Below are 23,086 nucleotides of genomic sequence, written 5' to 3' on the forward strand. Positions count from 1 at the left end.
GTTCAATATCCGTACTAGTTAATCTGTATTTGGCTGCAATATATGCAGCCAATAGTGAGTAGTCTTTAGCTATCTGTACGAATTTTAAGGAAGGAATAAGAGGGTTATTTGTGCGTTTGCACAATTTTAATGTTTATTTAAAACAAGAAAAAGCCAGATAAAGATGAGTGATATCATTTAACTTATTGAATTTTAAAGAGGTAACTTGCTCTATCTTCTCTAGCCGGTAGCGTAGGGTATTACGATGAATATGAAGTACTTGGCAAGTTTGATGTACATCGCAGTTTTGAGCAAAATAACTCTCAAGCGTCTTCATCAGAATGCCTTTGGTGTCATATGACTCTAGTAGTGTGTAAGGCTGGCGTAATTGATCACTTCGCCACTGCTCATCTTTAATGCTGTTAAGTAACACGGGGAGTTTGTCATCTTGATAGAAGAACACTTGGCCAGGCTTATTATCTGAAGCTTGCATGGTAAGCTTGGCGGTCTGGTAGGATTTTGCCAAACCAGCGAGTGTTGGAAAATAATCACCCAAGGCAATTTTTATAGTGAATTTGCCCTCTTTTTTGATTCGTTTGAGGAGTTGGTTAACTCGTTTTGCTTCGATTTCTTGCGACCATCCTTTATGAGTTAATGAGATCGGCTTTAGCACTACCACTTCATTAAACGAGACCGAGATAATTCCGACCAAGTTGTCGCGTTCAGGGTATTCTAGTAAATGGACAAGTTGCTGTAGATGTTCCAAAGAAAGCGCCGTATCTTTTTCAGGTATGACTTTAACTACCGCGGCTATACGCGGCTGAGAAAGGTCTAGCCCCAAACGTTCGGCAATTGAGTTGAGCTGTGTTTCATTGAGAGTTGAGCCTTGGATCAATTGCAATAATAATTCTTCACGGTGGCGTTTATTCCATTGAACCTGAGCCATCAATGCCGCTTGCTCAACAATAAGCTCAGCCGTCATTTTAACTAACTCACCGTAATGGCGCACTTCACTCGGTGCGCCTGAAATACCCACAACACCAATGACTTGCTCTTGGTAAATAATAGGTAGATTAATTCCCGGTTTTACACCCTTAAGGTATCCAGATGTGGCCTTATCAATCTCGACGACGCGGTTTTCATTGATCGCCAGAATCGCCCCTTCGTGCTTTTGGTGTAAACGTGCAGAGTCGCCAGAGCCAATAATGCGTCCTTTGTCATCCATTACATTGATCGAATAACTGATGATCTTCATGGCTCGCTCAACTATTTGTCGGGCGATGGTTTCGGTGATCTGCATAATCTCAAGTGGTTTCGCTAGGGATAATCACCGATAATAACAAAGTTGACGATATCACCAAGCAGCAATCTGCAGAGAATTTAGATGGATTACGAATTTAAAAAAAATACCCTTGATGGCAGTTATTACTGCGCTTTCTCTATGGGGCACGAAATCATTGGTCGCTGGTTGCAAGAAGAGATTAATAAGGATCACACTAAAATAGGTCAAGTATTGCAGTTGATCGAAACGGCACAAAATGAAGCCAGCCGAGAAGTGACGCTTGAAGGATGCGAAATCAGTCTCATCATTTTATCTGACGAGGTAACGGTGCAAGAAAACGTGTTATCTCATGCAGATGAATTAGATACAGACAGCGAGTTTGATTTCTATGATTGTGAGAGCACCGCGAGCTGTGGCATTGATGATTTTGTTTTAATGATGGATAAATGGTGTCAATTTATCGGTTACCACCGCTAAGTTGCACAATACTGGTGAAGCTTAAGCGTTTCGCCTTATTTTCGGGAAAGGGCTGCACCTAATTGGTGCGGCCCTTTTGTTTTTTTATCGGGAATTTAATTTAAATCATTTAAAATCAACAGATTAAAAAGTTGGCACGTACCTTGGATTTAATTAATCGTAAACGGACTACAGCTTCAGAGAGGATGCGATGAAACTAATAAACGCGATAATTAAACCATTTAAGTTAGATGATGTGCGTGAAGCACTGGCAGATGTTGGCATCGAAGGGATGACAGTATCAGAAGTTAAAGGTTTTGGCCGTCAAAAAGGCCATACCGAACTATACCGAGGTGCAGAGTACCAAGTGGACTTTTTACCAAAAGTGAAACTGGAGATAGCGACACAGTCAGAAAATGTTGATCGTGTGGTTGAAGCGATTATTAAGGCTGCGCATACCGGTAAGATCGGTGATGGCAAAATTTTTGTGTATGACTTAAGCCAGGCGGTTCGTATTCGTACGGGTGAAATGGATACAGAAGCACTATAAAAGATTCAAAGGATTGGAGAAAACTATTATGGAATTATCAGCAACAGTAACAGAGTTACGTTACGCTCTAGATACGTTCTTTTTCTTAATTTCGGGCGCATTAGTGATGTGGATGGCAGCCGGTTTTGCCATGTTAGAAGCGGGCTTAGTACGTTCGAAAAATACAACCGAAATTTTAACTAAGAACTTTTGTTTGTACGCTATTGCATGTACGACTTACTTAGTGGTTGGTTACAACATTATGTATGTCGACAACGCTGAAGCGGGTTGGTTACCATCATTTGGTTCACTGATTGGTAGCCAAGGTGAAGGTGCTGATCACTCACTAGAATCAGATTTCTTCTTCCAAGTGGTCTTCGTTGCAACTGCGATGTCTGTGGTTTCTGGCGCGGTCGCAGAACGAATGAAATTGTGGTCTTTCCTTATTTTCTCTGCCATTTTGACTGCATTTATCTACCCAATGGAAGGCTACTGGACATGGGGCGGAGGTTTCCTCGCTGATGCTGGATTTAGTGATTTCGCAGGCTCTGGTATTGTGCATATGGCTGGTGCTTCAGCAGCGTTAGCGGGTGTATTACTGCTAGGTGCACGTAAAGGTAAATACGGCAAAAATGGTGAGATATACCCAATCCCTGGTTCAAACATGCCATTAGCAACGCTAGGTACGTTTATCCTTTGGTTTGGTTGGTTTGGGTTTAACGGCGGTTCACAATTGATGCTGTCTGATTTCGAAAATGCAACCGCTGTAGGTCAAATTTTCTTGAACACTAACGCGGCGGCGGCGGCAGGTTCAATTGCGGCACTACTTGTTTGTAAAACTACATGGGGTAAAGCAGATTTAACGATGATCCTCAACGGTGCGTTGGCTGGTTTAGTGGCTATCACCGCAGACCCACTCTCGCCATCACCGCTCTATTCTGTTGCTATCGGTGCGGTTGCTGGTGTACTTGTAGTGTTTAGCATTATTGCTCTGGATAAAGTGAAAATCGATGACCCAGTTGGTGCGATTTCAGTTCATGGTGTATGTGGTTTCTTCGGCTTAATGGTTGTGCCAATCAGTAACGGTGACGCAAGCTTTGGCTCACAGTTACTCGGTGCCGCTGTCATTTTTGCTTGGGTATTTGGTGCAAGCCTAGTGGTTTGGGCGGTATTGAAAGCAACCATCGGAATTCGAGTAACCGAAGAAGAAGAGCTAGAAGGTATGGATATGCATGACTGTGGCGTAGGAGCTTATCCTGAGTTTGTCACTGTGAAGTAATATTTCCTTACAGATAAAATCGGAAAAAACCTGTCGCAAACGGCAGGTTTTTTTTCGATTAGTGATTGTTTTAAGATTAAGCATGAATATAATAACGAAACTGATATACATTATCATTACCAATTCAAAGGAACGACATAATGAAGAAACTGCTTACTCTTTCTGCAATTGCTTGTAGTGCATTGGCTCCATCAGCGATGGCTGCGGAAGAAGTTAACGTTTACTCTTACCGCCAACCATTTTTGATTGAACCTATGTTCAAAGAATTCACTAAAGAGACTGGTATTAAGGTCAATGTGAAGTTTGCAAAAGAAGGTATTGCTGAAAAATTGGCGCAAGAAGGCGAATACAGCCCTGCTGATGTGATCTTAACTTCTGAGTTTAGTCGTTTGTTTGAATTGTCTGAAAAAGGTCTCGTTCAACCTGTCGACAACGACACTATCGACAGCAATATTCCAGCGCAATACCGCGACAGTGCTGATGAATGGTTTGCATTAACAGTACGTACTCGCAGCGTTTATTCTTCACGTGACCGTGTTGGAAAGTTGGGTGCTGACTTTAATTATGCCGACCTCGCTAAGCCTGAGTTCAAAGGAAAAGTTTGTACGCGCAGCGGCAAGCACCCTTATAACGTTGCTCTTGTTGCTTCAATGATTGCAGAACAAGGTGAAGCAACAACCAAAGCTTGGCTTGAAGGCGTGAAAGCAAACTTGGCTCGTAAACCACAAGGTAATGATCGCGACCAAGTTAAAGCGATCAAAGAAGGGTTATGTGATGTCTCATTAGGTAACAGCTATTACCTAGGTAAAATGATCAACGATCCTAAGCAGAAGTCTTGGGCTGATTCGGTTTACATCAATTTCCCAGGCCAAAATGCGCAAGGTACTCACGTCAATGTCAGCGGGATGGCGTTAGCGAAATATTCACCAAACAAAGACAATGCCGTTAAGTTAATGGAATTTTTAACTAGCGACAGTGCGCAACACATGTACGCGGAAGTGAATTTTGAATACCCAGTGAAAGCGGGTGTTGAGCGCTCTGAACTCGTTGCTTCTTGGGGTGAGTTCAAAGCAGATAAATTGCCGTTAGAGAAAATCGCAGACAATCACGAAGCGGCAATTAAACTGCTAGATGAAGTCAAATTTGACCTTTAATTAGCTTTAGGGGTATAACCATACCCCTATTCTAATAAAGGGATATGAGATGTATTTGCACTTGTATTTGAGTTTCATAAGGCCTTGTTGTAATTAGGCGATGAAAGAAAAAAATTTATTATGGAAAACCAGTAGCGCCGCACTTGCTGTGTTACTGGTTTTGCCGATCTTAGCGATCTTTTATACCGCTGTTGGACAAACTGACGATGTTTTTTCTCATCTGATGTCGACAGTGATGCCTACCTATACTTTCAACACCATCGTTCTGACTTTGAGTGTGATGGGACTGTCCTTAATTTTTGGTATTCCTAGCGCTTGGATCATGGCAATGTGTCGGCTTCCGGGTGAGCGTATCTTACAATGGGCGTTAGTTCTGCCATTGGCGATGCCCGCTTACATTGTTGGTTATATTTTTACCGGATGGTTTGATTATGCCGGACCAATCCAAATTCTACTGCGTGATTTGACCGGATGGGGTGTCGGTGACTATTGGTTCCCAGATCTTCGCTCTTTAACAGGTGCTAGCATTGTATTGGCGTTAGTCCTTTACCCTTATGTGTATTTACTGTGCCGGGCTGCGTTTATGGAGCAAAATGTCTCTTTACTGCAATCGGCGCGGTTGCTGAAATGTTCTCCGTGGGAAAGCTTTCGACGTATCTCATTGCCGTTAGTTCGCCCTTCAATGGCGGTTGGCTTGTCGCTTGTCGCGATGGAGACGGTGGGTGATTTTGGTACGATGAGCTATTTCGCGGTCAATACTTTAACCACAGCGGTTTATGATACTTGGCTTGGCTACTCCAATTTAAACGCTGCTGCAAAGATATCAGCGGTGATGTTAGTTATTGTTATCCTGCTACTTAGCGCGGAACGTTACAGTCGGCGCAAACAAAAACTGTTCCAAAGTCAGTTCAATAGCCATGAAGATTTCCGTTATCAGTTGCAAGGTTGGAAAAAATGGTTGGCATTGATCTGGTGTTGGGGATTGGTGGCTATTGCCTTTATTTTGCCACTGATGCAACTGCTGTCTTACGCTTATCATTATTTCGAGCAGAGTTTTACGGTGGAGTTTCGTGAATACGCAATAAACAGTTTTACCGTTTCCTTTAGCGCCGCAATATTGGCCGTATTTGTCGCGCTGGTGGTCAATTTCTGTTATCGCTTAGCGCCCAATCGCAGTAATTTAAGCTTTATGCGTCTCTCTTCAATGGGCTACGCTGTGCCCGGAACGGTGCTGGCGATTGGTATCATGTTGCCGGTACTATTTATGGATCATCTCGTGAACGACATTGCTAAATACATGCAGTGGGGACGTCCGGGGTTAGTCTTTTCTGGTTCAATGTTTGCCATTATTTTTGCTTTAGTGGTGCGTTTTTCTGCGGTTGCGATTGGCAGTATCGAAAGCAGCCTCAATAAAATTTCACCTTCTTTAGATATGGCCGCTCGCACCATGGGGTGTAAGACAAACCGTATGTTGTGGCGGGTGCATTTACCACTGATCCGTCGAGGCGCACTGATTGCTGGTTTACTGGTTTTTATTGAGTCAATGAAAGAGCTGAATGCCGCTCTCTTGCTACGCCCATTTAATTTTGAAACTCTGGCGACTTATGTTTACAACTATGCCTCTGATGAGCATTTGGAATTGGCTGCGTTACCTGCCGTTTTATTAGTTTTAGTGGGCTTAATTCCGCTTGTTATCGTTAACCGTTCTCTGGAGCAAAATCACTGATGAGCTGTGCACTCTCTATTCATAATTTGACTTGTAAGTATGAATCTCAAACGGTGCTTGAATCGTTGACTCTGGATGTCGAACAGGGTGAAATTGTTTGTTTACTTGGAGCCAGTGGGTGCGGTAAAACCACCTTACTCAAAGCGATTGCCGGTTTATTGCCTCTGAGCTCTGGTGTGATGAGCTTAAATTGTGTGACGATTGATGATGGTGAAAATTGGCTGCCACCAGAAGAGCGTAATATCGGCATGATCTTCCAAGACTATGCGCTTTTTCCTCATCTCACGGTGGCTGAAAATGTTGCATTTGGCTTACGGCACATGCCCGCCCTTGAACGTGCAAACAAAGTTTCAGAGATGTTAGAGCTGGTCCATTTATCAGGTTTGGATGGGCGCTATCCACATCAATTATCCGGCGGTCAGCAACAACGAGTCGCGATAGCACGTTCATTGGCTTACAAGCCGGATCTACTGCTACTCGATGAACCGTTTTCCAATATTGATACCCAAGTTCGTCATGAATTAATCGCTGAAATTCGTAAAATCTTCAAAAAGCAGGGAGTGACAGCAATTTTTGTGACACATAGCCGCGAAGAAGCGTTTGCGTTCGCTGATAAAATGGCGGTCATGAATCATGGTGTGATTGAACAATATGGTACGGCATCAGAATTGTATTATCAGCCATCGAGTAAATTTGTTGCTGATTTCCTTGGTGGAGGAAGTTACCTAGCAGCAACGCGTCTTTCTGATTCTCAGTTTAAAACGGAGTTGGGGGTTGTCGAGGCGATAGCGCAACAACAGATACCACTGAACGCTGCGTGTGAGCTGTTATTACGCCCGCAACATGTGCAGATTTCAGCTCAAGATGAAAGCAGTGTTCATGTTATTGAACAGCAGTTCATGGGGGATCACTGCCGCTATGTAATTGAGGTCAATGGCAGTAAATTATTAGCCACTTCTTCCCAAGCACTGCTTATTGGCCAAAGTGTTGCGGTGAATATTGATACCCAAGGGATATTGGCATTTTAGAAAAAAGCCCGGCCAAAAATGCCGGGCAAATGTCTTCACCTATAGGGAACTCATTTGAGTGAAGCTGATTACCTTGCCCACTTGAAGCTGCGGCGGTGCTAACTACGCTCGCTTATCCCTAATCACATAGTTTGCCGTTGTGCATGGGGATAAACTGACTGGTTGTTTATCTGCAACTCCAAGTAGGCTGGGTACGAGCGTTACAACGACAGGAATTCTTTTACCTGTAGAAGAACGCGTTCTGCGGTTTCTTTATCGGCCATTTCGGCAAAAATTCGCAGCAATGGTTCAGTACCTGAGAAGCGGGCAATCACCCAACCTCCATTTTTGAAATAGACCTTAGCGCCATCTTCGTAGCTGACTTTTTCAATCTCATATTCAAATTCAGGCAATTGTTTCTCGACATAGATCTTGTTGTAGAGCGCCTCTTTCTCGGAAGACTTAAACTTACAATCTCCCTCTGCGGTATAGGCGTAGCCGTATTTACCATAGATTTCGGCCAACAGTTCTGACAACTTTTTACCGGTTACGCTGATCATTTCAACTAGTAGACTTGAAGCAAATACGCCATCTTTGCCTTTAATATGCCCACGAATAGTTAAACCACCCGAACTCTCACCACCGATCAAAGAGTCATCCGCTTCCATTTGTGAACTGATATGTTTGAAGCCAACAGGCACTTCAAAACATTTCTCGCCATGATCTTGCGCGACTTTATCAAGAAGGTGAGTGGTGGCGATGTTACGCACCACTGACCCTTTCCAACCTTTGTATTCCAATAGGTAGTAGTAAAGCAAGATAAGCACTTCGTTGGGGTGAATGAAGTTACCTTTTTCGTCGATTATACCTAAGCGGTCTGCATCACCATCGGTACCGATACCGATATCATAACCTTCAGCTGCCACAAGGTGCTTTAGTCGATACAATGTTGCTGCGCTCGGCGAAGGCATTAAACCACCGAAATCGGGGTTTTTACCGTCGTTGATCACATCAACATCACAGCGTCCATTGATCAACACGGTTTGCAGTGCATTTTTAGCCACCCCAAACATAGGATCAATCAAGACTCGTAAATTGGCTTTTTTGATGGCTTCAATATCAATAAAGTTGATGATTGAATCGACAAACTCGTTCATGGGATTGATGATTTCAATGGCTTTATCATTAATCGCTTGTTCGAAATCGACCCGTTTTACATCTGCAAGGGTTAAATGCGCAATTTGCTGCTCAATCTTTTGCGTGATGATTTCATCCGCATCGCGTCCACCTTCGATAAATACTTTAATCCCGTTGTAGTCTGCAGGGTTATGCGAGGCGGTAATACAAGCAGAATAAGCACAGCCCATTTCTTTGGCTTTGAACATGACGATAGGGGTTGGAACAAATTTATCAATGAAGCTAACTGGTACGCCATTTGCCGCCAATACTTCAGAGAACCAGCGGCCTGCTTTATCTGATAAAAAGCGACGGTCATAGCCGACAATAAAACCTTTATCTGCCACTTGTTCATTGTTGATGATGTTAGCAAGGGCTTGAGCTACAAGACATACATTGTCTTTTGTGAACTCTTCACCAATAAAAGCGCGCCAACCACCTGTACCAAATTTGATCATAATTTCATCCTTTGGGATTCACTATAATTTGCTCCCTTAACTCATAAGGGAGCAAATATACCCTTCCTACTTAAGCTACTTTGGCGTTAGTACCCCAATCACATCGTTTATCTATGCTCATGGGGATTAACTCACTTGCCACCTACCTGTATATAGAGCTATCTGTTGACCTTAACCAAGCACCACGACAACGTCATTGACACTGCCAGCTTCAAGTACTGGAATAACACCTTCAATAGCCTTGCCGTTTAGCGTGATAGATTTAACGCCTTTGCTCACCGAGCTCGGGTTTTCAACTTTGATGTTGTAAGTCGCACCGCGCCATTGACGTGTTACTTCAAAGCCTGGCCAATTCGTTGGAATACAAGGATCTACCGTCAGCCCTTCAAACCCAGTACGAACACCGAGAATAAAGTTTGTCACCGCGAAATATGCCCAGCCAGAAGTGCCGGTTAGCCATGGGTGGTTGGCGCGACCATGATCTTGATGATCGCGTCCCATGATGAACTGTACGTAAGAATACGGTTCAGCAATGCGCTTTTCGATAATGTCATTTTGGTTATACGGGTTTAGTGCGTCATAGAATTTCATTGCACGATCACCACGGCCTAATTTAGCTTCAGCCACCCATGCCCAAGGGTTTGGATGTGAGAAGATAGCACCATTCTCTTTTACCCCTTGATATACGCGAGTCACAAATCCAATGTCGTCGTTTGGTGTTGAGAAAGAAGGCGCATTCAGGTGCAGACCATATTCACAGAATAGGTTTTCATCAACCGCATCCATCGCTTTCTCACCACGCTCTTGCGATACGGCACCAGAAAGTACAGCTAGCGTATTGGATTCAAGGTGAACTCGACCTTCAGTTTGTTGGGCTGTACCAATTTTGTCGCCATTTTTGGTGAGGCCTCGAATATACCAACCACCTTCATCGTCCCACAGGTGAGTTTCACAAGCTTCGCGTACGTTGGCTGCCATTTCTGTATATTTCGCTACATCAGCCTCATTTTTACGGAACTTGGCAAGGTCGATAAACTCTTGTAGTGCCCAGAAATGAAGGAAAGATACCATTGATGACTCACCACCGCCTAAATTTAGGCAGTCGTTCCAGTCAGCACGTAGACCTTTACAGATGCCGGTTTGTCCGACGTATTCTGCAGAGAAATCTAATGCCGCTTTCATATGCTCGTAAACGGTTGCATTGCCACTGTCAGCGTATGGGATCTCTTCATCAAAAAAGCTAGTTTCACCTGTTTCCATCACGTATTTGCAAATGGTAGGTACTATCCATAAGTGGTCATCAGAGCAGGTATCTTCGATGCCGTGGATCTTGTCTTCATCACTTGGCGTTGGCACCACAGTTGGTGACTTAGATGGTTTAACGTCAGCTTTTTCTGGATCAAACCAGTCAGGATCAAAGAGGTGTAAACCGTAACCGGCTTTCACTTGGCCTCGTAGTAAATCAACCAGACGCTTACGTGTCATTTTCGGGTTCGCATGAGGCACAGAAATAGCGTCTTGTGCGGTATCACGGTAGCCAAGACCTGTACGCCCACCGACTTCAATAAATGAAGCAAAACGCGACCAAACTACACATGTTTCGGCTTGATAGAGTGTCCAAGTGTTGATCATCGTATCCAACCCTTGGTTAGGTGATTTCACTTGGAATTTATTGCAGCGTTCATCCCAGTGCGCTTTGATATCAGCAAAAGCGGCATCAACGTTGGTAATATCTTGATATTTTTCACGTAGACGAGCACCATTCCCTTTGCCGATACCGAGAATGTAAGCAAAACGAACTTCTTCGCCCGGTTGAATAACAAATTGCTTATGTAAAGAACCACAATGGTTGTAGCAAGTTTGCGCGCTGTTTGAACAGCGACCTTTTTCAACAGCAATTGGGTTCGCTTCGTCACGGTATAGCCCTAAGAAGCTGTCGCGTTGGCCGTCATATGAATCAGGATCAAATGTTGAAGCTAAGTAGTAGAAACCTTCAAAATCATTGGTGTTGTAGTAAAGGTCGTATTCAATAACACCCGCATCGTAAGCTGTACCAGCCGAGTACAGTGACATTTGGTGATTTTGGTTGTCAGATTGAATATGGCTAAATGAGAATTCAACGAATGAAAAGGCGCTGATTGTTCGAGGTTGATCAGAATCGTTTTTGATCACGACATCCCAAATTTCTGCATCTTCCCCTTTTGGTATAAACAAGGTTTTGCTGGCGCTAATACCATTGTATTCACACTTAAATTTTGAATAAGAAAGACCGTGGCGAACTTCGTAGTTTGCTTCGTCTAGGCTTTTTGCTACAGGTTGCCATGAAATGGACCAGTAATCACCAGTTGCATCATCACGCAGATATACATAGTGCCCTGGACGATCAAACGATGCGTTAGGGCGGAATTTAGTCACACGGTTATACTCTGGCGAGTTATAGAATGAGTAACCGCCAGCATTATGGGAAATGACCGTACAGAATTTTTCTGTTCCTAGGTAGTTTGTCCAAGGTGCCGGTACGTCTGGGCGTGTAATGACATATTCACGATTGTCGTTATCGAAATAGCCGTATTTCATTGTTCTTTCCTTTTAAACACACTGCGTATTGTGCAGCGAAAATTAATGCTAGTGAAAACGGTGGAGAGAAGTGAACTCTCCCTGCTTCATGTTATTTCCAAGGTGATCGGTAGCCTATTTCTTGTTTGTCTAACAAGGGAAGGTGACCTTTCAGCCGTGATAGATAGTCTTGCCAATCACGATGGGATTTTTGCGTCCATCCTGCTTCAGCGAGTGCGGTTAAGCGTGGGAATATCATGTAGTCCATACGCTGTTGGTTATTGACCAGTTCACACCAAAGTGCGCATTGAATACCGAGAATACGTTTACGAAGTGGATCGTCATCAGGCACTTCGGCCAAAGGCTCGTAGCGATATGCTTTTTCTAAAGGGGTAACGCCAGCCCAATCAACGCCAGGTTCTTCCGGTGCATAGTCTTGAGCGATATCTAAATAGGTATATTGACCCGGCTGTAAGATCACATCGAAGCCTTGTTTGGCGCAGTTCAGTGCCGCTTCTTCCGATAACCAGGAATAAATAACCGTGTCTTTACTGACTTTATTACCGTGTTGCGCTTCTTCCCAACCGACCATGCGTTTACCTAATGCACGAAGTTTTTGTTCGGCGTAACGCAGTAGGTGGCCTTGCAATTCTTTGGCGTCGGTGTAGTGGTTTTCTGCCATCAATTGTTGGCATTTTGGACTATTAACCCACACACCATCAGGCACTTCATCGGCACCAATATGGATAAATTGAGAAGGAAACAGTGCTGCTACTTCTTCCAACACGGCATCTAAAAATTGGTAGGTGCCAGGAAGTGCAGGGGAGAGCACGTTGTCGTTGTAGTATTGAATACTGCGATATTGAGATTGATCTTCATCATCCACCAAAAGGTGCGGTAGCGATTTAATTGCTGCGCGGCTGTGTCCTGGGATATCGATTTCTGGAATGATAGTGATTCCACGTTGACTGGCATAGTCAATGACGTGTTTGATCTCTTGCTGAGTATAAAAACCACCGTGACGCTGAGTGAGCAAACTGTATTGTGGTTCAAGAACCTCACCGGTTCCGCGCCAAGCACCGATAGTGGTTAATTCAGGGAAGGCTTTAATCTCGATACGCCAGCCTTCATCATCGGTCAAATGCCAATGGAAGGTGTTGACTTTATAGTGGGCAAGTTGATTGATTAAGCGTTTGACGCGATCAACCCCATGAAAATGACGGGCGCAGTCAAGCATCATGCCGCGATATTTAAAACGAGGGGCATCGCTAATTTTAACGTAAGGAATAATCAATGCCGTATCTTGCTGCTGGATAAGCTGTAACAAGGTCGCACAAGCATGAATGAAACCAACGTGTCCACTGGCTTCTAAGCGCACGCCGCTTCGGTCGACAAGCAGATAATATGTGCCTTCGTCGAAGGTCGGGTTGGTTCTTAAGACAATATCAGCACTGCCAATGGGTTTCACTTGCCAATCAAAGAGAGAGCTAAGCTCTTGCTGTAGCCAGGTTGCCGCCATTTCAGCACACGATGATTGTAATGTGATTTGACTTGATGCTGTCAGGGTAAAATGCCCATCAAATGTTTCAACTTTGTTCGGTTTGGGAATTAGGCACATTGCTGCGGTGTCAGTTTCCGCTACGATGCTACGTTCACGATAAGGTGAGGCTAGTGCAATCGGTGTAACGGTCACATCGTGTTGAACTTGAATTCCTAATTCATTGGTTCGAACAAATGCGTGTTTGACACCGTCGGTGTAGTAATGGAACGGTGCAGTTTTTATGCTGAATTCACAGTAAAAATTTGAATTTGCAGGTAAGCATTTACTATCTGGTTCAAGTGAGCAAAAACTACCTACTTGAGTGACTTCACCGTGTGTCACACTGTCGGGTTGGATAAAGCGATCTATCACAAAATGCAGTGACCAGTCGTTTAAATCTTGATCACTTAAATTGTGAAAAGTTAACCCAAAACGGCAAAATTGTTTTTGTTCAGAGAGAACCGCGAAGTCAATTCGATAGCTCATAAGTATTCCTTAATACAAATTATGCTCGGCTTTGCCGGCAAACATAATCGCGCCTTCGATAGCGTCGAATTGAGGTTGAACAATCCATTGTTGTACTGGTGGGGATAACCAACAAACAATGCGCTCGGCAATGCTGCCCATCAGACAAATGCGATGAGCTCCCTTGTTATTCAAAGCGATTAGCAACATTTCAATATCTGAAGCGGTGTGTTTTAGCATCTCAATCGCTAGGTAATCCCCTTGGTGAGCGAGAGCGAAAATTACTGGTGAAAATTGAGCATAATCGCGTGGTAAGGCACTTTTTGACCAAGTAACAATGTGGTCGATATCATTATTGAAGTGCTGCATAACGTGTTGACTTAATTCGCAATGCTCTCCAATACCATCTTGAATTAACAATACTTTTTGAATCAAGCGTAGCCCCATGACGGCCCCACCACCTTGGTCGGAAATTGGAAACTCTCGTCCACCAACCACATATTGTTGACCGTTTTTAAGTAAGATGCCGCACGAACCAGTTCCTGCAATCATGATTGCACCATCATCACCATGGTGAGCGCCAATGCAGGCTCCATAAGCATCGGTGTTTAACGTCAATGATGCGAAAGGATGTGCTTGCTGCATAAAGTCATGCCAAGCTGATTTTTGTTCTGCGCCAGCTAAAGCAAGGCCGAGATGCATTTGGGGAAAATGCGCTGATGATAAACCACCTTGATGAGCGGCTTGCGTAATTGCCTCGATAATGGACGCCATGGCGATCTCAACGCCCAGTAAAATATTGGCACTGCCACTTTTTGCTTCCCCAATGAGCACGCCTTGTTCATCTCGGATCCGCGCTCTACAAGAGGTACCACCACCATCAATACCAACGTAAAAATAGGTCATGTTATTGCTCTCCTTTTAAAGAAGAGAAATGATCAAACTGCTGGATAATGGCTAATAAATACCAAGCTCCGTGAGGAATCCATTGTTCCCCCCAGCGCCAGTTTTGTAACATGTCATCTTTTTGCGCTGGTGGATTAAAGGCGATGTCTTCTTCATCGTCGAAGCCACCAGTAATGCCATTACAAACTCCACCTTTGGCATTGAAAAAGCCTAACTGTGGCAGGTAGTCTGGGTTGTTATGACCATGTCCATCAAGCATGCACATGTTGTATGGGTTAAGGCCAACAATCCAGTTCAGAGTATTCTGCGCAAAAGTGAGCAATTGCTGGTGTAGCTGTGGGGATACATGAGGTTTCACACTGTAGGCTAATGTTGCCAGCGAGCCTAAACGTGCATTTTCGCCTTGCCACCAGTAGCCTGATTCATTGTCGTGAGCGACAAAAAATGCCGTTCGTTTTTCGCCGTTGACTGACTTTACATACTGACGAGGGTAGCCAAATGGGTTAGTGACTTGTTGGGTTATATTCAGCTCAAAATGACAGGCATTTTCTACGACAGAAATGATGGCTGATTTTTTATCGTCTTGGTGCTCAATCGTTAGATATTCACACAGTGCAATAACAGGTAAGCCCGCTTCGGCTGCGTGATAATAAGGCCGGCTACCATCGTGATTTGCTGACCAGTAGTGAGAGATTTCGTCATCACTCATTTGGCGAGCTGATAATCTTTCAGCCCATAGACGGCTTTCTTGCAAATAACGCTCTTGGCGAGTTGAGCGATAGAGCTCAACACTCGCTAATAGAGCACAATATTCATCTATAATATTTTCTTGGCCATCATTAACATAACGAGTGTTGTACTCTTTGAGGTGCCAATAACCATGTTCGGCTGCTGCAAGGTAGTGCTCGGAGGTAAAATCGCCGTATACATCTAATCGAGCCGCAGCGGCGAGAGCGGCAATTGATATGCCACCACCTTGGCGAAAAGCCGCTTGGTAGTCATCAGACTTGTCGCCTTGTTGATGGCTATAGGCACAAATCTCGCGTTGTTTGATGTCTTTGCTCCATTTGTCAAAGACTGTTGAATAAAAAAATCCCTCGGAATTTTGCATGCGAACAAGAAAATCCGCGCCAAATAAGGCCTCTTCCTTAAGGCGAGTACGTGAAAACGCAGCAAAATCCGAGTGATGCTCTAAAATTGCTAACCCTTTTAACATATTCCAAACCACCATTGGGGTTTGCTGAGGATTTAAATAGTTAGCATAAGAAAGGTGACTTAAATATTTGCTAACGTCACCAGAAGCGTCGTACCACCCACCATGTACATCGGCAGTGGTTGATGTACCTAGCAGTGGTACGCGCTTATCTTGCTTATCGAAAAGACCGCCACAACGTTGAGACTTGAAATAGTGCAGCACATCAGAAAACGTTTTCTGCATTAGTACTGCTGTGCCTATTTCGAAAGTCTCGGAGCGAGTATTTTCGAAACGTAAATAGTATCTTCCTTGAGTGGTAAATTCGGAGAAATCGATAGTGTAAAAGTTACCCACATGCCAATTGGCGACACAACCTTGTGATTTGATCTCTAAAGTCGTGACCGTTTGGTGTTTATCTGCACAAACCAATAAAGCCATGTACGAAGACAAACGCTTACTGCTGGTTGTCAAAATGGCTTGTTTAGGGCCTTGAGATTCATAGCCAATATGGTTAGTGAGTAATTGCATTCAGTCTCTCCAGGTCAATCAATGTGTTGTCGTCAACGTACCGTCTGTTTTGGTATCTTCCATCAAGCTTGAAGTTGCGGCTTGGCTAGCGAGGTTGCTGTGCTGCAACTTCAAGTGCTTGATAGTTGATTGAGTTAAATAGTTATTGTTTTAGTTGGTGATTGCTTACTGCTCATAGAGATAACAACGAACAAAGTGGTTATCAGACAGTTGAGTAACAGCTGGTAATTGTTCACGACATTTTGCAGTGGCATGAGTACAACGACCTGCAAATGGGCACCCGACAGAGTCTGGCGTCCATAGCGGTATTTCACCTTTGTTGCCTTTTAATGGCTCGTGGATCGACTTGCTTGGATCTGGAACGGCTGAAACCAATAGTTGAGTATATGGGTGTTGAGGATCGTGGATTATCTCTTCGGTGTCGCCCCATTCAACCATGTGGCCTACGTACATTACAGCAAGATCTTCGGCAATATAACGTGCGGTCGCGATATCGTGGGTGATGTATAGAAGTGACATTTGTTTTTCAAACTTCATCTCTTCCATCAGGTTTAAAACACCGGCACGAATTGATACATCTAGCATTGACGTTGGTTCATCAGCAAGTACAACTTCAGCCCCCACCGCAATATTACGTGCTAAGTTAACGCGTTGACGCTGGCCACCAGAAAGTTGGTGCGGGTATTTAGCTGCCGTCTCTTTTGGCGGGATCAGCCCAACTTGTTCGAGAAGATCGTGAACTCGTTCTTCTAGTTCCTTTTTATTACCAGACGTCACTTTTTTGTGGATCAACAGTGGACGCGCAATATGGTGGAAAATCGTATGCGTTGGGTTTAAAGAGCCAAATGGGTCTTGCCATACCATTTGTACACCTTCACGGTAGTGCATTAGATCGCTACGTGATGTTATTTCTTGAATGTCGCGGCCTTTGTATTCGATGATGCCATCGGTTGGAGCGTACATTTTAGCTATCATTTTGGCGGTAGTTGACTTGCCTGAACCAGACTCACCTACGACAGATAAACCACGACTTTTATACATTTTGAATGATACGTCGTTAATGGCTCGCATCATCGGTTGTTTAAGGGCGTTACTGTTGAGTGGAAAATCCTTAATCAGATTTTTACCTTCTACCAGTAATTGACCAAGCTCTTTGCTCATAATTGTCTCCAGAAATTCTTTTAATACAGCACTTGTTCTACAGCTTCATTTGAGCAATTGGTTCACCGTAAAGGTGGCAATTGGAGAAGCGACTAGGCTCTATTTGGCGCAAAGCCGTTGGTATTTTTGTACACGCCTCATGGACGCGATCACAGCGAGCCTGAAAGCGACAACCATGAGGAATATCTAGCAAGTTAAGTGGATTGCCAGGAATACCAGTTAGCTTTGTTTTTGGGCCAGTTAATGGAGGGAAAGAGCTTCCCAACCCTTTTGTGTAAGGGTGGTAAGGGCTTTGCAAAATTTGCTTAGAAGGTGCAACCTCAATTAATTCGCCTGAATACATGATGCCAATGCGGTCTGAGAACTCGACCATCAAAGATAAGTCATGAGTGATAAACAAAATTGAGAATCCAAATTCTTCTTTCAGAGCGTAGATTTTTTGCAAAATTTCACGTTGAACCACGACATCTAGTGCAGTGGTCGGCTCATCCATAATGATCATTTTAGGGTTGAGTGCGAGCGCAATCGCGATGACCAAGCGTTGACGCATACCACCAGAGAACTGGTGTGGGTAATCGTTCAAGCGGCTAGGGTGAATATCAACGATTTCCAATAACCCTTCAGCACGGCGTTTCGCTTGTTCACGTGTCATGTTGGTGTGACGCATAATCACATCACAGAACTGTTCTTCCATGGTCAATACTGGGTTTAATGCGTTCATTGCACTTTGGAATACCATCGACATCTGGCTCCAACGAAATGATTGCATGCGTTCATCACTGTATTGGATGATGTCTTCGCCATTGAAGATCACTTCGCCACCAGTAATAAATGCAGGCGGCTTATGCAGACGCATTAAGGAGAATGCAACGGTTGATTTACCACAACCAGACTCACCCGCTAGGCCAAAAACCTCGCCTGGAGCAATATCGAAGCTGACATTATTACAAGCACGGACATCGCCAGCGTCAGTAATGTAGTCTACGCATAGGTTACGGATTGAAATAAGTGGTGATGTCATAATTATTTATCTCCGCTCCAAAGTGCATTGTTTTGTGGTGGTAGTTGTTCTTCAGGCTTACGCTCTTTTTTGTCTTGAGCTGCCAGTTTTTTCCAACGTTTCATGCCTTTGTGTGAACGTAACTGAGGGTTCGCAATTTCATCGACGGCAAAGTTAAGCAGTGCAAGCCCTGTAACGAGAAGCGTCAAAGCAATACATGGAGCGAGCAGTTCCCACCAAGCGCCGATCAGCATTGAAGATGAGGTTTGTACGTTGTACAGCATGATGCCCCAACTGATGGTGTTGGGATCGCCTAGACCAAGGAATGAAATGGTCGCTTCCATCATGATGGCGTACATCACAGAACCAATGAAACTTGCACCAACGATAGAGATAAGGTTTGGCAAAATTTCAATGAAAATGATGCGCCAGGAGGATTCACCGAGCACTTCAGCCGCTTTTACAAACTCTTTCTCACGTAATGCGAGTGTTTGCGATCGAACAACACGTGCGCCCCATGCCCAGGAGGTGCAACCGATGATTAGCGCGATAGTTAATGGCCCGGCCTCACCAATGAAGGCGGCGACCACAAATAAAAGTGGGTACTGAGGAATAACCAGCATGATATTCATCGCTGCGGTTAAAAAATCATCGATTTTTCCGCCAAAGTAACCAGCAGAAACACCGATTACGGTTGCCAAGAAACAGACGGTAATACCGGCACCAAAACCAACCGCTAGGGAAACGCGTGCGCCATAAACAACTTGTGACCAGATGTCACGACCCATACGTGATGTACCAAGTACGTGATCAGCTTTTTTTGACATTAACAGCGTACGGCGGTCTGTTGCTAGGTTTTCAGCGACCCAACCATTTGGATCAGCTTTGGCTGCTTTTACGACAAATGATGGATATTCATGTGGATTACCCGTGCGTTTATCAGGAGCGTGGCTTGTGATAAGCGGTGCTGCTAAAGCGATAAATAAGAATGCACTGAGAATCACCACGCCAACCATGGCAACGGTATTACCACGAACAAGTTTAATAAGATCTTTCATGATTATTTACCTCCCTTACGTAGGCGAGGGTCAAGAACGACGTACAGCATGTCTGCTAGTAGGTTAAAGAACAGCATAAACAGAGTCATAATTAACAATTGGCCTTGCAGTACTTGGTAGTCACGAGCGTTGATAGCGTTAAAGAGAACCGTACCAAGACCTGGGTAGTTAAAGATAATTTCGATGATGAGCTGGCCACCAATCGCCATACCAAGAGACATCGACAGTGCCGTTACACTTGGTAATAGAGCATTACGTGCAGCGTAGTTAAAGACTACGCGGTTTTCGCTTAAGCCCTTACCTTTTGCCATAGTGATGTAGTCTTCTGCCAACAAGTTAATCATGTTGTTACGCATGTTGACCAAGAACCCACCGATTTGGACTAACGAAGCACAAACCAGAGGAAGGAAAGCGTGGTAAGCCACATCTTTAATGAATGTCCAACTGGTCCAATCTGGCGTTACTCCTGCAGTATAGGCGTAGCCTGTAGGGAACCACTGTAAGCCAATAGCAAAGGTAAACATGGCGATCATCGCGATAACGACCTGTGGAACCGCCTGAATAACTAACATGCCTGGGGTAACGAAAGTGTCATAGCGACTACCACGCTTCCATGCAGCGAAAATACCTAAAATGGAACCGATAGAGAAAGAGATAACTACCGCCGTGCCAGCTAGAAATAGTGACCAACCAAAAGCACTACCAAGTAACTCATTAACACTCAAAGGGTAAAATTTAATCGATGTACCTAGCTCCCAGCTTAAAATGCTTTTTATGTAGGTTACATATTGAACTAAATATCCACCATCAACGAAGCCAAGAAGCTGTTTCATTGCAGCAATTCGCTCTGGTGTTACTTGTGTTGTTGCATTCGCGAACATCATGGTAACTGGATCACCTGGCATCGCTCGCGGAATAATAAAGTTTAAAGTTGCTGCGACTAGCAACGCGATAAAATAGAACGACAAACGTCTTAAAAAATAACCCATAACTCACACCTTACTCACCCAGTTTTATCCTGTATCTGGTTTCAGGTCGCTCCTAGCGAAATTTAGAGCGATAAATCCCCTAACGACGAGCGCTATACTTTTAATAGGTATTAAAGGGGATTTTTATCAGCGGCGTACAAGGTACGCCGCAAGGATTGAACTTCTACTTATTTAACTGGTTTTAGGTCCAGTACATGCAATAGACGCTCTGGGATACCAGCCCAAATGTTTGGACGGCCTTTTGGATTTTCTTCGTTCCACCAACCAGTGAAGCGAGTTGTATTGTACTGGAACATATATGCACCAGACATTACAGGAACCGTTACTTGATTTTCAGCGATGATTTGCTGAATACCATGAGCGATTTCTAGTTGCTCGTTCTTATCGGCTGTTTTGTAGAAGCTATCAAGTAAGTTATCTAGCTTCTCATTTTTGAAGAAGTGCATCGCGAAACGAGGCATACCTTCACCACCTTGTAGTGCTGAGTTGTAAGCACTGTTCCAGTATAGATGTGGATCGGCACCGTGGAAGTAGTTGGTGTACGCAACATCGTAAGTACCTTCAAGCATGGCTTGGTTGTATACTGCGAATTCTGGTGTACGCGCACGTGCTTTAATGCCAACTTCACCAAGTTGCTCTACAGCTAGCTGTACGGTGTTGTTAAAGTCAGTCCAACCGTTTGGAGACTGAACTAGTAGCTCAAAAGACTTGCCTGATGGTGTATCAACAAAACCATCGTTGTTTACGTCTTTGAAGCCAGCTTTAGCTAGTAGTTTCTTGGCACCTTCTACATCGTATGTGTTGAAGCCTTTGTATTTATTGTGAATACTTTCATCTGACCAAGCTTCAAATGCGTAACCTAAGCCTGATGCGAAGTCATTGACAGTACCGCCACCGTAAAATGCGATATCGATAATGGTTTGACGATCAAGAGCCATAGAGAATGCGCGGCGGAAGTCTACGTTTGTTAACGCTTCATTTTTCGCTGCATCTGGATTCTTGAAGTTAATCATAAATGCTTGAGTGCCCGCTGCAGGGTACCAGTAATGGTGATTTGGACTTGCTGCTGCATAAGTACGATCGATATCTGGAACGAATGATGATGTCCAATCAAGCTCAGAGTTTACGATCTTACCTAGAAGTTGGTCATTGTTTGCAATTTGAGGAACACGTAAACAGTCTACCTCAAGGCTTGCTGCATCCCAGTAATTCGGGTTACGACATTGGATATAAAGCTGAGGAGTGAATGTGTCGATCTCGGTAAATGGACCAGTACCTACAGGGTTTTCATTGGTAAAGGTTGTTGGATCTTTCACATCTTTCCATACGTGCTCAGCAACGATAGGAACCAGAGAGATCTCATAAGGTACGTTAGAGTTTGCTTCTGTTAGGCGGAAACGAACTTGGTACTCGTTTAATTTTTCAACGCTAGTTACCCACTTATTGATACCACGTTGGTCAAGTTCTGGCTTGCCTTGTAAAAGGGCATAAGAGAACACAACGTCATCAGCTGTAAATGCTTGGCCGTCAGACCATTTAACACCTTTACGGATATCAAATGTAACGCTCATCAAGTCATCAGACATTTTAAAGCCTTCAGCAAGACGCATTACCGGAGTATTACCGTGCATTTCATTAAATACTACAAGAGGTTCGTAGATGAAGTCAGTTGTAGTACGTAGGTTTGTTGCTAGGTACGGGTTAAAGTTGCGCACCATTGTAGGGTAGAAATCCGGTACGATAGTTAGCTCACTACGTGCAGCTGCTGGAGCTGAAACACTCGTTGCTGCAGCGGCGATTACTGCTGCGGCTAGTGCTGTTTTTTTTATATTGGCAAGCATAGCTGTTCCTTACTATTTGCTTTCATTTCACTAATGGATTTGAATGTTATCAATTGATAAACACTCTCCAAGGCCTACCTCATTATCTGTTAACAAACCGGAGGAGTGAGTCAACTTGAGTGGCCTGTAGACCTTTGGTAGGAGTAAGAAGACACCTTGCAGAGAAAATTATCAATTCCAATTCCCGTTAAAAACGTCAAAACATGACACTTTGACGTCATAAACGTCAATATTATCGATTTTCTCTCAATGTTGTTCAATTTATCGACAGTGATCAACCTCTCGAATAACTATAAGTATTCCACTTTATGTAAGTGTTCACTACGTATTTTGGCCTTTATTTAAAAGGTTTTTTTTGATTTTCTTGTAAGTGGAGATCTTGCTCACGCCTTAGATTTTTCGTTAATTTGCGTACCTAAATTAAATCTGCCGAATTGTTGTGATTCGGTTCGCAATCTCTATCTTTACTCAATACTATTGGTGATTTTTCACTGTTGAATGAGAATCCTCTGACTCTTTAACTGGAATCTTTATGTTGTTTTTACCTCTTTTTTTCTTTTGTAAAGCAAGGTTTTTGCCTGCCAATACTCGGTTAAAATTTTAAGCCACTAAACGACATCAGACACTAGAAAAGCGTTTTGGAGATAGGTAATACCAATCGTAGTAAATAACTGTTCATCCTAGCTGGTTAAAATACTCGATAACTGCGTTAGAATTTTTGATTGTAGAATAACTACTTATCGAAAAATCCTGCCTTGTTCTCAAGTCTTTTTCCTGCGCTATTTCTGATCACTCATTTAC

General features: G+C 43.7%; 17 protein-coding genes. 6 read left to right on the forward strand and 11 right to left on the reverse strand.

Annotation, left to right across the window (positions count from 1 at the left end):
• Window positions 1–133: 133 nt before the first annotated feature.
• Entirely contained in the window at window positions 134–1,279 is a 1,146-nt protein-coding gene (locus HGG78_RS00280) for a sugar diacid recognition domain-containing protein (RefSeq protein ID WP_172531776.1), read from the reverse strand.
• 84 nt (window positions 1,280–1,363) lie between these two features.
• On the opposite strand from HGG78_RS00280, the gene HGG78_RS00285 reads away from it, so the two are divergent.
• The 6 genes from HGG78_RS00285 (at window position 1,364) to HGG78_RS00310 (ending at window position 7,433) form a co-directional block, all read left to right on the forward strand.
• Window positions 1,364–1,738, forward strand: a complete 375-nt coding sequence (locus HGG78_RS00285; protein WP_053311302.1) for a YacL family protein — start codon at window positions 1,364–1,366, stop codon at window positions 1,736–1,738.
• Between the two features lie 190 nt (window positions 1,739–1,928).
• Window positions 1,929–2,267, forward strand: a complete 339-nt coding sequence (locus tag HGG78_RS00290) for a P-II family nitrogen regulator (RefSeq protein WP_053311301.1) — start codon at window positions 1,929–1,931, stop codon at window positions 2,265–2,267.
• A gap of 28 nt (window positions 2,268–2,295) precedes the next feature.
• Complete coding sequence (locus HGG78_RS00295; RefSeq protein ID WP_172531777.1) at window positions 2,296–3,525, forward strand: ammonium transporter; 1,230 nt, start codon at window positions 2,296–2,298, stop codon at window positions 3,523–3,525.
• Between the two features lie 140 nt (window positions 3,526–3,665).
• Window positions 3,666–4,679, forward strand: a complete 1,014-nt coding sequence (locus HGG78_RS00300) for a Fe(3+) ABC transporter substrate-binding protein (RefSeq protein WP_172531778.1) — start codon at window positions 3,666–3,668, stop codon at window positions 4,677–4,679.
• Between the two features lie 100 nt (window positions 4,680–4,779).
• Window positions 4,780–6,405, forward strand: a complete 1,626-nt coding sequence (locus HGG78_RS00305) for an ABC transporter permease (protein ID WP_172531779.1) — start codon at window positions 4,780–4,782, stop codon at window positions 6,403–6,405.
• Window positions 6,405–7,433, forward strand: coding sequence for an ABC transporter ATP-binding protein (locus HGG78_RS00310; protein ID WP_172531780.1), 1,029 nt, complete (start codon window positions 6,405–6,407; stop codon window positions 7,431–7,433). The genes HGG78_RS00305 and HGG78_RS00310 overlap by 1 nt, the downstream gene beginning before the upstream one ends.
• A gap of 200 nt (window positions 7,434–7,633) precedes the next feature.
• On the opposite strand, the gene HGG78_RS00315 is transcribed toward HGG78_RS00310, so the two are convergent.
• The 10 genes from HGG78_RS00315 to HGG78_RS00360 all read right to left on the reverse strand — a co-directional run bounded on the left by HGG78_RS00315 (window position 7,634) and on the right by HGG78_RS00360 (window position 22,285).
• A complete protein-coding gene (locus HGG78_RS00315; RefSeq protein ID WP_172531781.1) occupies window positions 7,634–9,046 on the reverse strand; it encodes a phosphoglucomutase/phosphomannomutase family protein in 1,413 nt (470 codons plus the stop codon).
• Between the two features lie 171 nt (window positions 9,047–9,217).
• The gene (locus HGG78_RS00320) at window positions 9,218–11,623 is read right to left on the reverse strand and encodes a glycoside hydrolase family 94 protein (RefSeq protein ID WP_172531782.1); all 2,406 of its coding nucleotides are present in this window, start codon (window positions 11,621–11,623) and stop codon (window positions 9,218–9,220) included.
• Window positions 11,624–11,714: 91 nt separating this feature from the next.
• Window positions 11,715–13,628, reverse strand: coding sequence for a beta-N-acetylhexosaminidase (locus HGG78_RS00325; RefSeq protein WP_172531783.1), 1,914 nt, complete (start codon window positions 13,626–13,628; stop codon window positions 11,715–11,717).
• A gap of 9 nt (window positions 13,629–13,637) precedes the next feature.
• On the reverse strand, window positions 13,638–14,513 hold the full coding sequence (locus HGG78_RS00330; RefSeq protein WP_053311293.1) for a glucosamine kinase nucleotide-binding domain-containing protein: 876 nt from the start codon (window positions 14,511–14,513) through the stop codon (window positions 13,638–13,640).
• A gap of 1 nt (window position 14,514) precedes the next feature.
• Window positions 14,515–16,236, reverse strand: a complete 1,722-nt coding sequence (locus tag HGG78_RS00335) for a glycoside hydrolase family 9 protein (RefSeq protein ID WP_172531784.1) — start codon at window positions 16,234–16,236, stop codon at window positions 14,515–14,517.
• Between the two features lie 165 nt (window positions 16,237–16,401).
• Entirely contained in the window at window positions 16,402–17,397 is a 996-nt protein-coding gene (locus HGG78_RS00340) for an ABC transporter ATP-binding protein (protein ID WP_053311291.1), read from the reverse strand.
• Between the two features lie 37 nt (window positions 17,398–17,434).
• Window positions 17,435–18,418: an ABC transporter ATP-binding protein gene (locus tag HGG78_RS00345; RefSeq protein WP_053311290.1), complete on the reverse strand. Its 984-nt coding sequence runs from the start codon at window positions 18,416–18,418 to the stop codon at window positions 17,435–17,437.
• Between the two features lie 2 nt (window positions 18,419–18,420).
• The gene (locus HGG78_RS00350; protein ID WP_053311289.1) at window positions 18,421–19,455 is read right to left on the reverse strand and encodes an ABC transporter permease; all 1,035 of its coding nucleotides are present in this window, start codon (window positions 19,453–19,455) and stop codon (window positions 18,421–18,423) included.
• Window positions 19,456–19,457: 2 nt separating this feature from the next.
• Complete coding sequence (locus tag HGG78_RS00355; RefSeq protein WP_053311288.1) at window positions 19,458–20,444, reverse strand: ABC transporter permease; 987 nt, start codon at window positions 20,442–20,444, stop codon at window positions 19,458–19,460.
• Between the two features lie 167 nt (window positions 20,445–20,611).
• Window positions 20,612–22,285 (reverse strand): ABC transporter substrate-binding protein, encoded by a 1,674-nt coding sequence (locus HGG78_RS00360; protein ID WP_172531785.1) that lies wholly within the window; start codon window positions 22,283–22,285, stop codon window positions 20,612–20,614.
• Window positions 22,286–23,086 lie beyond the last annotated feature (801 nt).

The sequence above is a fragment of the Vibrio aestuarianus genome (assembly GCF_012395185.1).
In the GTDB taxonomy this organism is placed as follows: Bacteria; Pseudomonadota; Gammaproteobacteria; order Enterobacterales; family Vibrionaceae; genus Vibrio; species Vibrio aestuarianus.

Excerpts from the sequence above, each read along its gene's own strand:
- HGG78_RS00280 (WP_172531776.1), bottom strand. The coding sequence starts at position 1,279 with ATGCAGATCACCGAAACCATCGCCCGACAAATAGTTGAGCGAGCCATG.
- HGG78_RS00285 (WP_053311302.1), top strand. The coding sequence starts at position 1,364 with ATGGATTACGAATTTAAAAAAAATACCCTTGATGGCAGTTATTACTGC.
- HGG78_RS00290 (WP_053311301.1), top strand. The coding sequence starts at position 1,929 with ATGAAACTAATAAACGCGATAATTAAACCATTTAAGTTAGATGATGTG.
- HGG78_RS00295 (WP_172531777.1), top strand. The coding sequence starts at position 2,296 with ATGGAATTATCAGCAACAGTAACAGAGTTACGTTACGCTCTAGATACG.
- HGG78_RS00300 (WP_172531778.1), top strand. The coding sequence starts at position 3,666 with ATGAAGAAACTGCTTACTCTTTCTGCAATTGCTTGTAGTGCATTGGCT.
- HGG78_RS00305 (WP_172531779.1), top strand. The coding sequence starts at position 4,780 with ATGAAAGAAAAAAATTTATTATGGAAAACCAGTAGCGCCGCACTTGCT.
- HGG78_RS00310 (WP_172531780.1), top strand. The coding sequence starts at position 6,405 with ATGAGCTGTGCACTCTCTATTCATAATTTGACTTGTAAGTATGAATCT.
- HGG78_RS00315 (WP_172531781.1), bottom strand. The coding sequence starts at position 9,046 with ATGATCAAATTTGGTACAGGTGGTTGGCGCGCTTTTATTGGTGAAGAG.
- HGG78_RS00320 (WP_172531782.1), bottom strand. The coding sequence starts at position 11,623 with ATGAAATACGGCTATTTCGATAACGACAATCGTGAATATGTCATTACA.
- HGG78_RS00325 (WP_172531783.1), bottom strand. The coding sequence starts at position 13,628 with ATGAGCTATCGAATTGACTTCGCGGTTCTCTCTGAACAAAAACAATTT.
- HGG78_RS00330 (WP_053311293.1), bottom strand. The coding sequence starts at position 14,513 with ATGACCTATTTTTACGTTGGTATTGATGGTGGTGGTACCTCTTGTAGA.
- HGG78_RS00335 (WP_172531784.1), bottom strand. The coding sequence starts at position 16,236 with ATGCAATTACTCACTAACCATATTGGCTATGAATCTCAAGGCCCTAAA.
- HGG78_RS00340 (WP_053311291.1), bottom strand. The coding sequence starts at position 17,397 with ATGAGCAAAGAGCTTGGTCAATTACTGGTAGAAGGTAAAAATCTGATT.
- HGG78_RS00345 (WP_053311290.1), bottom strand. The coding sequence starts at position 18,418 with ATGACATCACCACTTATTTCAATCCGTAACCTATGCGTAGACTACATT.
- HGG78_RS00350 (WP_053311289.1), bottom strand. The coding sequence starts at position 19,455 with ATGAAAGATCTTATTAAACTTGTTCGTGGTAATACCGTTGCCATGGTT.
- HGG78_RS00355 (WP_053311288.1), bottom strand. The coding sequence starts at position 20,444 with ATGGGTTATTTTTTAAGACGTTTGTCGTTCTATTTTATCGCGTTGCTA.
- HGG78_RS00360 (WP_172531785.1), bottom strand. The coding sequence starts at position 22,285 with ATGCTTGCCAATATAAAAAAAACAGCACTAGCCGCAGCAGTAATCGCC.